This is a genomic window from Algoriphagus taiwanensis (genome assembly GCF_036245645.1).
In the GTDB taxonomy this organism is placed as follows: domain Bacteria; phylum Bacteroidota; class Bacteroidia; order Cytophagales; family Cyclobacteriaceae; genus Algoriphagus; species Algoriphagus taiwanensis.
In genome coordinates this window covers 1-14,249 of the sequence record NZ_BTPE01000005.1, presented here as the reverse complement: position 1 = coordinate 14,249, position 14,249 = coordinate 1, and the positions used below count along the sequence as shown (strand labels likewise).

Below are 14,249 nucleotides of genomic sequence, written 5' to 3'. Positions count from 1 at the left end.
AGGGGAGCCAATTTTTGTTATTGTATTATTAAGCAGTCCTTAAGGATTTTTCTCTGTTCTTTTGGCTTGACCCAAAAGAACCAAAAGGTCAAGAATTGGCTATGCTCCTCACGCACCTTCCTACCGCACCCTCGCGGCCAATTCCACCCACCGCACTTTTGCTCAGAACAAAATTTATCAATAAAAGAATGTTCTTTTCGGATTTTAAACATTGCCCTAGAACAGGAAAAACTCCCCCATTTTAAAAGGAGGTAAGGGAGATTTATCATGAAATCCTTTCCACTTTTTGTATCTTATATCCATGACCACACGCAAAGAGTTTCTTCGACAGGCGATTGCTTTAGCCGGACTTTCCTTTACCGGGATGAGTTTTTCGTTTTTGAAAGAGGATGAAAACGAGATCTTCCCTGCCTTCGATCTGCATGCCCATCCCGGAAATTTCTTTATGAAAGGAATGGAAACCTTTCCCGGTGAGGAAGGCGTGTCCAAAACCGTTCGAGACATGCAAATGGGAAATGTGTCGGGAGTATTTCTCAGTATGGTCATGGATCGGCCCTTGCTAAAGCGTACCGAAACCGGGATCGTGCCTACTGGCATGTTTGGAAAAGGGGATGGCTGGAAAGAATACAAGCGGCAATTGGCTACGCTCAGCAATCTCTTTTCGATCAATTCCTTAAGCCTAGCCAAAAATCCAAAGGATCTAACCCAAGCCATTGCAAAGGGTCAGACCGCAGGATTTCTCAGTTGTGAAGGGGGAGATTTCCTAGAGGCAGCAGATCAACTCGACGAAGTGTATACGGATGGGGTGCGCTCGATTCAGTTGGTGCATTATGCCCCCAATCCCTTGGGGGATTTGCAAACTCATGAGGCCATCCACCATGGTCTTTCTCCCTTGGGAAAGGAGGTTGTTCGGAAGATGAATGCCCTAGGGATGGTGATCGATGTGGCCCATGCCTCATTTGAGACTGTTCAGGATGTGGTCAGCCTTACTCAGTCTCCAATTATTTTATCTCACAGTATCCTGAAAATGGAGGCCGACCGTCCCATTGCGGCTCGGGCGATTTCCCCGGAGCATGCCAAACTCATCGCGCAAACGGGAGGGGTGATTGGTGCCTGGCCCTCCGGCTTCAACCAAAGTTTTGAAGAATATGTGGAAAATATTCTCCGCCTGGTTGATGTAGTGGGAATTGACTATGTGGGAATCGGGACCGACATGGACAGCAATTTCAAACCTGTGCTGGATACTTATCAGCAAATTCCCACTTTAGCCACAGCACTAATAGAGCGAGGCCTATCTTCTTTAGAGGTAAAAAAGATTTTGCTGGATAATACAGCTAGGGTATTGAAGGATGTGTTGAAAGATGGATGATTTTTAGGTGAGGAAAGGCGGTAAAGGGAAATTGGTGAGGAAAATTGCAAACACCTTTGAAATGAAAGCCGATTTCCAACCGCTGAATAGGCCGTTTAGGCTTTTCTATCAGAATCAACTTACAAATCAGTAAGCCAGGGATTACAGGTTGTCTGGAATCCTTGGGAGATTGAGGAGTTAACATAAAAAGCCAGCTAAGTCAATAGGAAAAGTGGAGGCTAGTCCTTTGGCAGTAGGAAATAGCTATTTTGGTAATACGGTTACAATAATTCTTTTATATCTGGATAACTGAGGAGTTCCTTTGTCAGTAATTTTTAGAATGATATGTACTGATTCTTGTTTCTCTACTTCAGGGGCGGTTAGCCAAATATTATTATAATTTTCAGGAGAAATATTGAGGGATTTTTTATAGGTACCCGCCTCAGGATAGTCAAACCATAAATAGCTGAAGCTATCCCCATCCGGGTCGTAAGTATCTGATGCATCTATACCAAATCCCTGACCGGATATTACCGTAATTTCATCTTCCTGATTAATTACCGGGACCGGGGGGTGGTTTGCATGGCTATATTCGGCTAAACACCAATCCATTCGAGCCGCAAAATCGTTTTGAAAATCTTCACGCCAACGCCATAGAGAAGCTTTGTTGTCGTTATACTGGGTAGTGTCTAATTTGATCGCTCTACCGAAATTGTTTGGAATGAAATGCCGGTAATAGTCTGTGGCATTGGTCCATATTGCCCTTGTTTCAGGTTCAAAAGGAACACCCGAATTACCTTTCTTTTGCTTGCTGAAATCGGGCTTATACAACTCGTAACGACCACCCCAGCCCCCCCAGTTAGGATGTTCCGGATTGTTTAATCCATTGGGAATTAGATTTAAATATGCAGGCGTATCCCCTTCTAATCCCCAAGCCACATCCGGATAGGCTGCTCCGAGTGGTCCATGACCTTGTTGTATGTTTTGTGCTAGCCATCGGTTGCTGATTTCTTCATTACTGATTCCTTTTATTTGACTGTTTATTGCAATCCATGTTGCACTTCCATAATCATCACCGGGGCTCACTATGTAATGAAGGTCCGGGAAGGTATTTCGTATCCAAATACCGCTGTCATCCTGGTCGGAAATCGTGTAAACTCTGAGTTTTGAAATGAGCCGCTGTAATTCTCTGGCATTTTTCGTCTCTTTTAACTTGAATAATGCCTGCGCCAACGTATTTGCTCCGCCCCATACTGATATATGCAAGGGTCTTGGGTCGTCGTCCTCAAGAGTTTTAATAATCCATTCAGATCCTTCTGAATCCTGACCTTTGCCAACCCCCGTCATACCATATTTTGCCAATCCCTGTTTTATGGTTAGCAAAAGTTCGTTTTCGGTAGGAAATCCAGCCTCGTGTTTATTCAGGTTGGCTTGAACTCTTCCGTAGGCTTTTACAATTTTTTTGATGGATTCAGGGGCTACCCTGTTTTTTTGCCAGCAAGAGGTCGTTGCTATCATTCCCTTGATATCTATTTGGTTGGAATATAAAAGCAAACGAACAAAGGACTGAGCATCATCAGGATCTGCTTCAATGTCAGACAGGATTATCACCCTGCTTTTGGCATTGATTTGGGAAAATCCTTTTTGAAAAAGTAACAGGAAAAGAATAAGAAGGTAGTGAACTCTTAAAGTTTTCATTTTTTTGATTAATCGATTTGATTTTTAAAGAGGGTTTTCATCATCACTTACTGTCTTTGGCTTCTGTAGGGTGTCCTTGTCTCAGGACTTTTTTGGCCCATAGGTCACAATCTTTAATGGAAGAACAAGACTCCATTCTGAAATCGGGATGCCTTCAAAAACAGATCTTTGCATGCATGGAATGGTGAATATAGATTAAATATCGGTCGTTCCTAAAAGTGAAAGTCCCCAAGTGACGGTTAATTCTGATTCTTGGGACATGCTTTCTGGAAGCCATCCTTCAGGGGAGGAGTTAGAAATTTTTTAAAACAAAAAAGCGGAGTTGCAAACCTGCGCTTGGTTCTAATTGGATATTCTGCCATCAGAGGGGGCTTGATAGAGAAAACGACCGGTTAGGTATCCCCCTGAAAAATGAATGAATCAGCAGTTTTTCTGCATCTCGACAGGTAAAGGCAAAGATATTTTACTAAAATATCCTGTAGGCCAAACCCACATAAATCACACTGTTTTTCAAGTCGCGACCTTCTGCAATATTACTTAGTCCTTGGCTGTACCTCAGACCAAGGGTCCAGTCTTCCGCTACCTTATATCCAAGTCCTAGATTAATGGAAAAATCAAAAGTCTCGAAGTTTTCAAGTTGGAGTTCCTCAGGAACAGATTTGGATGTGTTGATAGTCAGCAAACCCAGCTGAGGGCCTAGTTCAGAATAGAATTTCCCTTCGATCCATTTCAGCATTAAAGGAATATTGATGTAAGAAATTTTATATCTACCACTTTCCTTGGAATCTTCCCCTTGCAGTGACCAAATGATTTCCGGCTGCAGCTTAAGGTCCTTGGAGAGCTTGTATGAAGCATAAGCACCAAGTGAGTAGCCAACTTTTCGGTCACTTTCAGGAAGGGCATCTTTACCCCAAAGTTCAGCAAAGTTGATTCCTGCTTTGATTCCATATTGAGCCTTATCCCCATCCTGTGTAGCAATCTCCTGAGCATAACCACGATAGGAAACCATTATAAAACAAAGGACAAGAAATGGCTTTAATGTACCAGTCAAAAATCGATTCATGGGAAGGATTTAGTGCCAAAATTCAGTTGATGCAACCAAATTACAAATTTGTTGGGATAGAGGTCGCTAAAGTCGGAGATAGCTCAATTTTAATCCTAGACAGCCACAAAGAGTAATTTTTAGGCCACAAAGGCGCTAAGGCACAAATGAATTCATGTTTGAATGGGTAACCCTTTTGTCAATTTTTCACCGCAAAGGGCACAAAGGGTAATTTTTAGGCCACAAAGGGCACAAAGAGTAATTTTTAGGCCACAAAGGCGCTAAGGCACAAAGGAATTCAGATTGGGATGGGAAACGGAACCAAGTCCCCCCTAGCAAGGAACTGGGGGAATTACAAGTCTTTAATGCAGAAACTGGGGGAGTAAGTTTTACTTAGACTCGCAGTTCCCTTGATCGAAAGAGAATATTTCCCCATCTGTTTTATTTCGTGAAAAAAGATTCAGCACATTTTCAAACTTTTTGATTTGGGGATTGTCCTTAGGACATGGAAAAAAATTATCCCGATTGGATGTCTGCCTGTCTGAAATGGGCAGCAATTTACAATATACTATGGGGTGCTTGGGTGGTCATTTGGCCTCATAGTTTTTTCGAGTGGACGGGCATGGCTCCCCTTCAGCATCCCAGCATCTGGCAAGGTACCGGAATGATCGTTGGCGTATATGGCTTGGGCTATTGGTGGGCAAGCTACAATCCGCTCAAACATTGGCCCATCGTGGCTGTCGGATTCTTGGGTAAAATCTTTGGGCCGATCGGTTTCTTGTTCAATTATTTGGTCCTAAAAGAAATTCCCTTTGAATTCAGCTATACCCTGTACACCAATGATCTGATTTGGTGGGTTCCCTTTTTTCTGATTCTGAAAAGAGTCCACACCGAAACCCGCTGGCAACTCAGCTAACGCAAAAACAAGAGCTTTTTAATGGAGATCATGCTTTCGATTTCGGGCATTGAATCTCCACAAAAAAATAGAGGAAAATGGAATGGATTCGACTTTCGGTAGACTCGGGATTTTTTGTTTTGATTTGGTTGGTGCAGGTCATTATTTATCCCTCTTTCAGATATATAGACAAAGAAAAGCTGTATCACTGGCATGGGCTATATACCCGCAAAATCCTGTATTTCGTCGGGCCTATGTTGTTTATTCAAACGGGGGTAATTGCTCTGCAAATCCTTTTTGAGCCACTCCTTTTCCTGGTGGATGGATTGATTTTGGTAGGGATTTGGATCAATACCTTTTTCATCGCTGTTCCCGTTCACGGTGAACTTGATCGAGGAGCAAATCCCAAGGAAACGGTCGAAAAGCTCCTCCGAGTCAATCGCTGGCGTGCACTTGGCTGGACTGCATTGTTTATCTTTTCCTTGGTTCGGGCTTTTGTTCCTTAAGATGAGGCAGCGAAGGCACAAAGACTTAAAGGAAATCAGATTTGGATAGAACCCATTTGTCTATTTTTCACCACAAAGGGCACAAAGAGTAATTTTTAGGCCAAAAAGGCGCTAAGGCACAAAAGAATTCAGATTGGGATGGGTAACCCTTTTGTCAATTATTCACCGCAAAGGGCACAAAGTGTAATTTTTAGGCCACAAAGGCGCCCATGCACAAAGGAATTCAGATTGGGATGGGATATGGAATCCAAACCCCCTTGGCAAGCCTGTCCCGAACTAGATTTGGGAGGGGTATGGGGGATTGGCTTAGCATGGGTTTTATTACCACAGAGTTGGTAAAGAGAATTACACATTCCCTAAAATAGAAAAGCGGGGTTGCTCCCGATGCTACCGAGGACTCCGCTTAAGTAAGGGCACTACTCCCAACAGGGGGAGTAATGCTGTAAGGAATAGAACAAACGGCTGGAACCGCCTACAAAGCGGCCGAGTGGACTCTAAAAACTTCCGCCTCAAGTTCGGCAGGCAACATGTCAAAAATCACGTGAATGCGATCCTGATCTCCATCATTGCGGGCTTCGTGAACCTCATTGTTGTCAAACCACCATAGTTCACCTTCCTGCATTCGTACCTCTTCATCCCCTGTTTTCATCCATGACCCAAGGCTTGATCTTAGGACTAAATGATAGCGATTTCTGACGCGATAGTATTCCCCTCGATCGATATGTGGGTAAACCTGTTTGCCAGCAGGCAAACAAACAATTTTTGCCCTTCCCAGAATTTCATTTCTTTCCTTGGCAAAGTCCTTTAAGAATTGAACAAACAAAGGATATTGTTTGCTGCCTGTTGTCCATCGGCTTTCGTGTACGTCCCGACGCTTTCTATCCCCAATAGCCGATTTCCTCAGACCTCTCAAAGGAATCGCTAGTGCCTCACGTTGAACCATAATTTTATCTTGTCGACCAGTAGATCCGGCCCATGCATTTGCTATGGATGCGATTTGATCCAGAAATGGCTGAGTTGGGATATTCTGTTTGATGAGTTTGAAGTTTTTCATGGTAATCTGTCGATTAAGTTGAAAATGATTATTGGCACATTATGTCGCAGAGGGCAGTCGAAACGTAACCGTTTATCCGGGGAAAAATGAATTTTTTCTATTCGGCTGGTTTTTTCATTTTTCTTTATGCAGGCAGGAAACCTTCAAATGTTCTGCTTTCAAAAGAGAGCTAAATAGCGGTCCTGGAGCTGTGCTGCGAGTAAGGAGACGTGAATCAGATCAAAACACGGTGGGCTTCCGCGCAGCTGTAGGGACTGAGCGTAGTCTTAAATGGCTATCCTACTTAACGAAGGGGAGGAATTTCACCACAGAGGGCACAAAGAGTATTGTTAGGCCCCAAAGACGCCAAGGCGCAAAGGAATTCAGATTTGGATAGGTACCCCATTTGTCTATTTTTCACCACAAAGGGCACAAAGAGTTTTGTTAGGCCACAAAGGCGCTAAATCACAAAGGAATTCAGATTTGGAAAGGTTACCCATTTGTCTATTTATCACCGCAAAGGGCACAATGGGGAAAATGAGGGCACGAAGGCTCATAACCGCAAAAGAAAACGGGTTTTGGATAGGAACGGGAACCAACTCCCCCCTGGCAGGAGGGGCTCTTCATTGGTTTTTTTACCCCGGAGAGCAGAGGAATTACAAATTCCCTAAAATGAAACGCGAAGTTAAAAACCCTGTTTAGTCCTAATCGGCTATTCTACTGGCAGATGGGATTTGCTTCATGTTCTTATAAAGCCCAGCTAAAACAATGATACAAACAACAAGCATGGCAAGAGAAAGTGAAATAAGTAGCGATGAAATTAAAACTTCAACAACCGGATTTCCTTCTTTTCCCCCAGCAATTGGCATCATTTTTCCAGCGCCGGTTATAGCTGAAAGGGTCACCGCCGAAAAGTTTGCGAATGAACCATACATACTTAACCAGAAGGCGGTAGTTAACCACTTCTCTTTTAATAAAAGTTTATGCCATATAAGTCCAAGAATATCCAGGAACATTCCATTCATTGTCCCCTCAAGATGTGCAGAAAGTCCCATTCTAGGATTTGTCATTAATGGAATAAATAGGCCAATGAGTAGACCAAACAAAAACAAAAGTATTCCAAGAAATAAGAGCAAGTCTGCGTATGGTTTTGTCTTAGTGTAGCTTATCATATTTCATACTTTTTTGTTGTTTTACTTTTGTTATCATGCTTGCAGCTACCCGAAGGTGGCGTTTTCGAAGTTCCGAAGCTTCGGGATCAATCAAGCAGAAATCCTGTAGATGCGGAACAAAATGCTTCAATTAACCACTGAACCGCCATTCTTGGGTAGGTCTTGTTGGCTGTACCTTTTTTAAAACTTCTCCTGAATAGAATATAGTTTATTCATTTGTTGCTTCATTACCTTATCAGGTGTCAATTTCATAATAGTTTTCATTACGATCTGCCCAAAATCACTATGTGCCATCTGTCCAAATCTCCACGAATTATTAACCACATAATCTACTTTTTCCCGTCGGTTTGATTCAAATAAATTTAAGGCTTGCTCTAATGGGTTGCGTTTCGCTAAAATATTAGCCAAGTAGTAGGCATCTTCTATTCCTTGACCCGCACCCTGTCCCATACTAGGCGTTGTAGCGTGCGCAGCATCTCCTACCAATACCACTTTATCTTTGTGCCACTTATCCAACCTTTTCAGGTCTGAAATATCGCTTCTAATAATTTTTTCAGCCTTGGTGTTTTCTATGATATTTAGCACCCAAGGGTTAAAGTCACTGAATCGGTTTTTTAAGTCTGTCTTTAGTGTATTGACATTGTCGGTGCCGTTTTGCGAAGCTTTAATAACAGCAAACCAATAGACTTGATTTTCTGTGACTTGAGAAAATCCAAAACGCACTTTTTTCCCCCAACTTTCAATTCCTGCATTTTGAAATTCATCGGGTAGCCTAATTTCGGAAATGCCTCTCCAACAGGTTTGACCTGAGAATCTTTTTGAAGTATTTGAGAATATACTTTCCCTAACCTTTGAGTTAATTCCATCAGCGCCTATTACCAAATCAGACAGAACCTCTCTTTCGCCAAAAGAAATTTTTACCTGATGTTCTTTTTGCTCCAATGATTTGAATTCGTATCCTAAATGTATGTTTTCCTCAGGTATGGCTTCAAAAAGTATTTTCTGCAATGTTGCTCTATGGATAGCTACAATTTTGTTACCTCTTTCGTCTTGAATTACTTCTTGTTTCGTTTTTTTAAATGGAATTAATTGAGCGTTTGTTATGTCTACCTGATTTAGCAAGGTGCCACTCTCTCTAACAAGGTTACCTACACCTAACCAATCTAAAACCTTAATCGCATTTGGTTGTATCCAAATACCTGCCCCAACTTCATTTAGTTGTTTTGCTCGTTCAAAAAGTTCGCACTCAAATCCTAGTTTCTTGAGAGCCAATGCAGTGGTTAAACCCGCAATTCCTCCACCAATTATTGTTATCTTCATCAATTTCATTTTTAATTTACTGCCAACGTTTTGCCGGTACCCGAAGGAGGCGATTCTGAAGTCACAAAGCTTCGGGATCAAGCAAGCAAAATTCCCGTAAGTGCGGGACACAAAGCTTCAATTGACCACTGAACCACCATTTTTAGGTTGATGCTGTGTTTGTCATGAATAGTGAATATAGGTCAAAACGATGACCGTTCCAACGGGTGAAATGGGAAGCATTCATGAACACCTTTGAATGCAAATACTCCGTGAATAAAGTCCCCAAGTGCGGGGGGTAAGTGCCAAAAGTACCCCATCAAATCAATCCCAAATACACAGAATCCGAGAGGATATATTCCTTTTTCTTAATGTTCAGCTGACTGAAGGCAAGATAGACATGCCAAGAAAAAGAGAAATTGTTGGGGTCTAATTCGATCAGGGCATTACCGGTTTCACGACGGAACTTTACCGAGGGCCAGATGCACTTTTTTTCCTCCGGGCAATAAAGCAAAATGAATGTTTCATCGGTAGGCTGTGCCTTTCCTTCAGTGGAGTTATCTATCCAGGAAAACTCCAAAGCATTTCCGTTTTTTACAAGCTCTGCATTTTCAGGACCGAGGAGATTGCCCTTGCTGATTCGCAGATAGGCGGGGTCTATTTTTGGTTCGCGGGTGTGATTGTATCCCTTGGTGTTTATTTCGGAATAAGCGAAGTGGATTCCTTTTTTGCTTTGGGTAAGAAATTCCTGATACCCGAAGTCCAAGGCTTGCTTGATGGGCTTTAGGAATGCATTGATGTTTTTTAGCTTTTCCCTTTGGATTTGCTGGAGTGGACTGGGATTATACTTGTTTTTGTGGGGGTGGGTAGGCCGACTTCGAACTACTGTCTTACCATTGAGCGTGTAGAATACAAGATTTCCCACTTTTCCTTTGGGAAAGAAAACATTGGAGTTGGGTAGAATAGCCATAGGTTAAAAATTGAAGGGTTTGGTAACTAGATGGTTAATTAAAAAATATTCAGCTAAAAATCCAAATAGTAAGGCCTATAACTTATTGTATCACATAAGGTTATGAAAGGTGTGATATAGGTTTTATTTGATATTAACCTATTGAAAACCTATCAATAGGCTAAAGAAAGGCTAAATAAACTTAGGAATTAGAGTCTTGGTTTTTGGAATGGCTTTGACTGGGTATAGACTCAGCAAGTAGGTTCCAAAGCAATTCAAAGAAAAAAAGCCTGGGCGAAGGATCCTCTCCATCGATATCCTCGCTTAGGTAGCGCATCCAAGCCTTGTGCATTTCCCAAAGGTACTTTTGGATGGTTGCGGGATCGTGCAGTTCAAAAAGTTCTTTTCCGGGAATACAGGTTAACCTATTCATAGCTATTGAGATTTTAGGTTTTCGGAAACGGTGACTTCAAGTTTTTTGCATTCTTCTATTAGGCGAATGACATAGTCGAGACAATGTTCCTCCGATTCCCATTCCCTGCTGATCGCCGCAACAAGTTTTCTGTTCAGTTCCAAAGCCCGAAGCAAAAGCTCAGAAAAAATCCCAGAATCCATCCCATATACGGCATTTACGTTGCCTCCCAGGGAGAGGACTGAGTTATGGATATTTGAAATGTGTAAGAAATTCATGGTTTCCGTTCAGTTTGTTTCAGGAAAATTGGATGAATCCGGATTTCTATCCCATTCCTCAATCGAATGAAATAGAAGTTGGAGGGAATAAATTATCCCTTCACTTGAATGAATCTCTTCGAAGATGAACGTCAATTTCTCTAGTAAAACATTGGAGTTCAAAACTGAGCTGCTCCCCCTTTTCCAAGGTGGGTTAGGGGGATTTTGTAAAGATGAAAACAGGTGGATTCTGATTAGGAGGTGAATATCGTCCGTCCCCATGGGACTTTGCCTGGAGATATTGTCATTCCAAATTCCAGAGGTTGAAACCTCTGGCATGGATATGGGTCGTCCCTCTGGGACTGGTGAGGAATTGCGTGATAATAATGCCGTAGGCATGACCGATAAGTTAACCAGCCATGGTTGGTGAGCGGTGGTTGGTGAGCGGAGTCGAACCAAGTCGAACCATAAATGACTGGAAATACAGCATTGAGGATCCCTTACAAATGCCATAGGCCTGTCTGCCGCAAGCAGGCATGACCGATATATGTTGCATCTTGTGATTACCGCGTCATTCTCTTTGCTAATGGACACCCTAATTCGCAATCAAAATCACCCATACCGACACCTCTTGTCTCGATTTATCATCCAAACCCGCGGATTGCTTGCTGGTCTCATCCTTATAGAATAAATTAGTCCAAAGACTTTTGAGAGATTTTGTTAATTTCCCTTCCTAATACTTCAGACTATGAACGAAAAAATCCACCACGGCAGAAATATCAAGCGATTTCGGGAGATGATGGGGATCAAGCAAGAGAGCTTGGCCTACGAACTCGGCCCCGATTGGTCACAGAAGAAAGTAAGCTTGCTGGAGCAAAAGGAAGAAGTGGAGGAGGGGCTGCTTCGGCAGGTAGGTGAGATTCTGAGAATTCCGGTGGAGGCTTTTCAGAATTTTGATGAAGAGCAGGCGATTAATATCATATCAAATACCTTTGAGCATTGCAATCAACCTGCATCTATCTTTTATAATTCCTCCATCAATCCTGTAGATCAAATTATTAAGCTCCACGAGGAAAAAATCGCCCTATATGAGCGCATGCTGAAGGAAAAGGATGAGATGATGGAGCGTTTGGAAAAGTTGCTGAAGAAGTGAAATCTTTTAGGCTATTCCATACCAGGCTTTCTGAACTTAAGAGAATTACGAATACTGTTAAATAGGAAAGCAGAGTTTTTCCCGAACTGCTGTAGGGACTCTGCTTAGTCCAAATTGGCTTTTGTACTAGCAGAGGGGGGTTGCAAACTCCGCTTAGGCCACGATTCTACTCCCAGTGGGGGGTATGATTATAGTTGTTAGAAAAATAAAAGGTTGTAGTTACAAACTACACCCAGTCAAACATACTTTTTCTTTCTTCTGGAGAGTGTAAAGGAAAATTCTCCATGTACCAAGGAGCTGATTTTATTTTTTGGGAGAATAAACAAAAGTTTGCTTGCTCAAATGTCTGAAGTTCTATACAAACAGCATTAACATCCAAATCATAACATTCAGAATAAGTTGCATGTGCCGGATTTGGAAAAGTTTCTTTGTAAATCTTGTTATAAGGCGGTTCAAAGTATTTTATTAGGGCAGCTTCAGTAAAATTTATCTTTTGTTGTTCATTTATTCCTTCCCAATTCAATTTATCATATACTTTTTGGAATCTTTCTTTATCATTATCTCTCTCTTCTTCAGTAAATTCAGTTCTTCCATCAAACATCATTAAGTTAATTTGGGAAAACGATGCAAGAATAAGCCAGATTTCACAATCTGGGTTGTTTTGAATAGATTCTGAATATATGTTTTGAAGTGTAGAATGACTTTTTAATCTATCTGGTGCCGTTCTTGCACCTTCTACTCCATATGATTGTCCAATATATAAAACCTCTAAATCAAGAAAATCACCTTTTTCAAGATATTGATAAAAATGTTGCAAGAAAACTGCAACACTCGCAGCCAATATAAGTTCGCCATTAACAAGAAGTTGAAATCTGGTATTTGGATATTTCGATTCGATTGAAATATCAGTTGTTTTATAAGTATTTTCTAGTTTAATGGAGAATTCTTCAAATGATTCCTCCCTTTGAATCTTGAAAAATAGTTCAAAATATTCCTCTGTGACTTTAATTCGGGATTTATCAATAGATACTCTTGGCCGTTTGCAGATAAAGTAAATGTGGCATGGAGAGTCACTGTTGAAATAATTAAGGGAATTAATACTTTCTAAGTCCCCTTGTTGTAAGATCGCAACTTTATCAAGCATCATATTAATTGCAAATTCACTTGGTAACCTTTTGCTCATTTTTCTTTAAATATTAATTGATTTTCTGGTAGCAGTCAGTGGGGAGTGACATTACTTTTCTTTGATATCGTTCAAAAGCTTAATTATTCCAGAAATACCTTTTAAGATGTAACTCAATCCGATTGAACCAAGAAGTGTCATGATTCCAGTGAAAATCACTTTCCAGTCAATCTCAAATCTTTCAAAACTTCCAATTCCACCTTCTTGGACTTTGATTAGAGCGTTTTGATATAGGTAAATACCGATTGCTAAAATTGCCAGGATAAGAACCGCGTCCGCAGCACTGTTTAAATTCTTTGAAAGACTATTGGCCTTTTGTGACGTCATTAATTCGTTCTTTTGATCTTCCATGATTTCAATCTATTTATAATTACCTTTTGTCTTGGATTTTCTTCGCCTAAGGAAACTCCACTTAGAAAAGCGTTAGTCTTAAGTCGAGAATCTATTGTTAAATAATTAAAAAAATATTACGTCAATACCTTTAATATATTGGTACTACAATTCTTTCTTCTGGTTCTGTTGACCATTGAACTTGCCAAACTCGTCCATCAATTTGATCGAGTAAAAGGAAGTTGTATATGTTTGTTGTTGGATAAAGAAAGAATCTTCCAATGATTTCTTGTTCATTTGTTACTCTTGAAGATAGTGAAATAGGAGTTGTAATTTGATTGCCTTTTGTATCCCAATGAACTTGCCACATTTGTCCATTTTTCGTGTTTAATTTGATAAATGTGTACATATTCTTTGTTGAAAATAATCTATAAACAATATTGCTGTCTGCAGAAATATTTTGGATTGGAACATCAAAGGAACTTTGAGCAAAAGCGGAAATTGTCATCAAAGAGATTATCGCCGAAAGAAATAATTTTTTCATAATTTATTTTGTTTCGTTATTTAATTTGATAATTTTTCTTCAAATTATTTGCTTTAATAGCCTTATTCGAGAAAGTATATTATTTTCTAAAGTGGAAAAGTCTCCTAAAAAGTTTCTAATTCTATACGGTGAGATCAACGGTTCTCATCTATACGCAGCTAGGTTTTTACTACTGAGATTCCTTCGAAGAACTGTACTTCAAATTTACTACTTACCTCTCCTACGAAGTACAAAACCCCTGCCTGCGTATAGGTGATGTTGCACTAAACCTGCGGTAGTTTCTCCGATTAGCAGCCCAAAAGAGGTATCTTTTTGATTCATTCTTAACCGTTTTCAATCATGAAAAAAAAGAGAACCTCCTCCAGACCGCTTGCTCCAAGATAGCGGGATTTGCTGAACTACTGGCCAAGTTTGAGCAAAAAGTTACC

15 protein-coding genes are annotated in these 14,249 nt (G+C 40.9%); 4 read left to right on the top strand and 11 right to left on the bottom strand.

The window, feature by feature from the left end; translation table 11 throughout:
- Nucleotides 1–301 precede the first annotated feature (301 nt).
- On the top strand, nt 302–1,369 hold the full coding sequence (locus tag AAA938_RS08160; RefSeq protein WP_338228157.1) for a dipeptidase: 1,068 nt from the start codon (nt 302–304) through the stop codon (nt 1,367–1,369).
- Between the two features lie 243 nt (nt 1,370–1,612).
- Here the strand turns inward: AAA938_RS08160 and AAA938_RS08155 are convergent, their stop codons facing one another.
- Both AAA938_RS08155 and AAA938_RS08150 read right to left on the bottom strand, forming a co-directional pair.
- Nucleotides 1,613–3,046 (bottom strand): nucleoside hydrolase-like domain-containing protein, encoded by a 1,434-nt coding sequence (locus AAA938_RS08155; protein WP_338228156.1) that lies wholly within the window; start codon nt 3,044–3,046, stop codon nt 1,613–1,615.
- Nucleotides 3,047–3,512: 466 nt separating this feature from the next.
- Nucleotides 3,513–4,109: a porin family protein gene (locus AAA938_RS08150; RefSeq protein ID WP_338228154.1), complete on the bottom strand. Its 597-nt coding sequence runs from the start codon at nt 4,107–4,109 to the stop codon at nt 3,513–3,515.
- 484 nt (nt 4,110–4,593) lie between these two features.
- Here AAA938_RS08150 and AAA938_RS08145 point away from each other — a divergent pair, with 484 nt between their 5' ends.
- Complete coding sequence (locus tag AAA938_RS08145; RefSeq protein WP_338228153.1) at nt 4,594–5,004, top strand: alkyl hydroperoxide reductase; 411 nt, start codon at nt 4,594–4,596, stop codon at nt 5,002–5,004.
- A 77-nt stretch (nt 5,005–5,081) separates the two neighbouring features.
- Entirely contained in the window at nt 5,082–5,489 is a 408-nt protein-coding gene (locus AAA938_RS08140) for a hypothetical protein (protein ID WP_338228152.1), read from the top strand.
- Nucleotides 5,490–5,961: 472 nt separating this feature from the next.
- Here the strand turns inward: AAA938_RS08140 and AAA938_RS08135 are convergent, their stop codons facing one another.
- The 6 genes from AAA938_RS08135 to AAA938_RS08110 all read right to left on the bottom strand — a co-directional run bounded on the left by AAA938_RS08135 (nt 5,962) and on the right by AAA938_RS08110 (nt 10,632).
- The gene (locus AAA938_RS08135; RefSeq protein ID WP_338228151.1) at nt 5,962–6,543 is read right to left on the bottom strand and encodes an aspartyl/asparaginyl beta-hydroxylase domain-containing protein; all 582 of its coding nucleotides are present in this window, start codon (nt 6,541–6,543) and stop codon (nt 5,962–5,964) included.
- Between the two features lie 683 nt (nt 6,544–7,226).
- Nucleotides 7,227–7,694 carry a hydrogenase gene (locus tag AAA938_RS08130; RefSeq protein ID WP_338228150.1) on the bottom strand — a complete coding sequence of 156 codons (468 nt, stop codon included), beginning with the start codon at nt 7,692–7,694 and terminating at the stop codon, nt 7,227–7,229.
- 180 nt (nt 7,695–7,874) lie between these two features.
- Nucleotides 7,875–9,014 (bottom strand): FAD-dependent monooxygenase, encoded by a 1,140-nt coding sequence (locus tag AAA938_RS08125; protein ID WP_338228148.1) that lies wholly within the window; start codon nt 9,012–9,014, stop codon nt 7,875–7,877.
- 298 nt (nt 9,015–9,312) lie between these two features.
- Nucleotides 9,313–9,963 (bottom strand): DUF6266 family protein, encoded by a 651-nt coding sequence (locus tag AAA938_RS08120; protein ID WP_338228147.1) that lies wholly within the window; start codon nt 9,961–9,963, stop codon nt 9,313–9,315.
- Nucleotides 9,964–10,144: 181 nt separating this feature from the next.
- On the bottom strand, nt 10,145–10,375 hold the full coding sequence (locus tag AAA938_RS08115; protein WP_338228146.1) for a hypothetical protein: 231 nt from the start codon (nt 10,373–10,375) through the stop codon (nt 10,145–10,147).
- Nucleotides 10,376–10,377: 2 nt separating this feature from the next.
- A complete protein-coding gene (locus AAA938_RS08110; RefSeq protein WP_338228145.1) occupies nt 10,378–10,632 on the bottom strand; it encodes a hypothetical protein in 255 nt (84 codons plus the stop codon).
- A gap of 727 nt (nt 10,633–11,359) precedes the next feature.
- On the opposite strand from AAA938_RS08110, the gene AAA938_RS08105 reads away from it, so the two are divergent.
- Entirely contained in the window at nt 11,360–11,764 is a 405-nt protein-coding gene (locus AAA938_RS08105) for an XRE family transcriptional regulator (RefSeq protein WP_338228143.1), read from the top strand.
- 226 nt (nt 11,765–11,990) lie between these two features.
- Here the strand turns inward: AAA938_RS08105 and AAA938_RS08100 are convergent, their stop codons facing one another.
- From AAA938_RS08100 to AAA938_RS08090, 3 genes are all read right to left on the bottom strand, one after another.
- Entirely contained in the window at nt 11,991–12,947 is a 957-nt protein-coding gene (locus AAA938_RS08100; protein WP_338228140.1) for a hypothetical protein, read from the bottom strand.
- A 51-nt stretch (nt 12,948–12,998) separates the two neighbouring features.
- The gene (locus AAA938_RS08095) at nt 12,999–13,298 is read right to left on the bottom strand and encodes a hypothetical protein (RefSeq protein WP_338228139.1); all 300 of its coding nucleotides are present in this window, start codon (nt 13,296–13,298) and stop codon (nt 12,999–13,001) included.
- Between the two features lie 130 nt (nt 13,299–13,428).
- A complete protein-coding gene (locus tag AAA938_RS08090; protein ID WP_338228138.1) occupies nt 13,429–13,821 on the bottom strand; it encodes a hypothetical protein in 393 nt (130 codons plus the stop codon).
- Between the last annotated feature and the right edge of the window lie 428 nt (nt 13,822–14,249).